Raw genomic sequence first — 1,099 nt, 5'->3', positions numbered from 1 at the left:
TTTGGCTTTTTCGGCCAAAGCGCTAAAGGTTGCCTGATCACGGACAGCGATGTCCGCCAGTACTTTACGGTCAATGTCGATGGACGCTTTCTTCAGCCCATTGATCAGACGGCTGTAAGACAGGCCGTTCAAACGCGCAGCGGCGTTGATACGAACAATCCACAGACGACGGAACTGACGCTTGCGAACCTTACGGTCGCGGTAAGCGTACTGACCAGCTTTGGTAACGGCCTGTACCGCTACACGGAATACACGGCTGCGGGCACCGTAGTAGCCTTTAGCTTGCTTGAGAATCTTCTTGTGCCGACGACGGGCCTGCACACCACGTTTTACTCGTGCCATTTTTTAGTCTCCAGATCCGTAAAAGTTATGCGTAGGGCATCATGCGTTTAACAAGAGCCACATCATTCTCGTGGACTTCCTGCTTCGGACGCAGTTTACGAATAGTCTTGGAAGACTTTTTGGTCAGAATGTGGTTTTTGAATGCCTGCTTGCGCTTGAAACCGGAGGCGGTTTTTTTGAAACGCTTGGCAGCCCCACGATTTGTCTTGATTTTAGGCATGGTACCTTCTCAAGTTGATGAATTAATTAAACAGCCGATCAGGACTGTTTCTTCTTTTTGCCCGGGCCGAGCACCATGATCATCTGGCGCCCTTCCATGTTCGGACGTTGCTCAACAGAACCGTATTCTTCCAGATCCTTCTCGATACGTGCGAGAAGTTCCCGGCCCAGTTCCTGGTGAGCCATCTCCCGACCGCGGAAACGGACGGTGATTTTCGCTTTGTCTCCGGCCTCGAGGAAACGGATGAGGTTACGCAGTTTCACCTCATAGTCGCCAATGTCGGTGCCGGGACGGAATTTGATTTCCTTGACCTGAGTCTGGCGTTGTTTCTTACGCCCCTCTTTGGCCTTCTGTTTTGCCTCGAACAGATGCTTGCCGTAATCCATGATTCGGCAAACCGGCGGTTCTGCACCAGGGGAGATTTCCACCAGATCCAGCTGTTTAGCGGTGGCCTTTTCCAAGGCATCCTGCAGGCTGACGATACCGACCTGCTCACCGTCCACATCAATCAACCGAACTTCGGTTGCCTGGATTTGC

Annotated in this window: 3 protein-coding genes; all 3 read right to left on the bottom strand. The window is 52.1% G+C overall.

Annotated features, from left to right (window positions below):
• Nucleotides 1-342: 50S ribosomal protein L20 (rplT, locus tag A3730_RS26890; RefSeq protein WP_063539331.1), on the bottom strand; the 342-nt coding region annotated here is incomplete at its 3' end.
• A 25-nt stretch (nt 343-367) separates the two neighbouring features.
• On the bottom strand, nt 368-562 hold the full coding sequence (gene rpmI / locus A3730_RS26885; RefSeq protein WP_007149690.1) for a 50S ribosomal protein L35: 195 nt from the start codon (nt 560-562) through the stop codon (nt 368-370).
• Between the two features lie 38 nt (nt 563-600).
• Nucleotides 601-1,095: a translation initiation factor IF-3 gene (infC, locus tag A3730_RS26880; RefSeq protein ID WP_063539332.1), complete on the bottom strand. Its 495-nt coding sequence runs from the start codon at nt 1,093-1,095 to the stop codon at nt 601-603.
• Nucleotides 1,096-1,099: the final 4 nt, after the last annotated feature.

Source organism: Alcanivorax sp. HI0044 (assembly GCF_001634945.1).
Note: the sequence above shows the minus strand (reverse complement) of the source record. Positions and strands in the feature narration are given on the sequence as shown.

Coding starts and splice junctions, on each gene's coding strand:
- rpmI (WP_007149690.1), bottom strand. CDS start 562: ATGCCTAAAATCAAGACAAATCGTGGGGCTGCCAAGCGTTTCAAAAAA.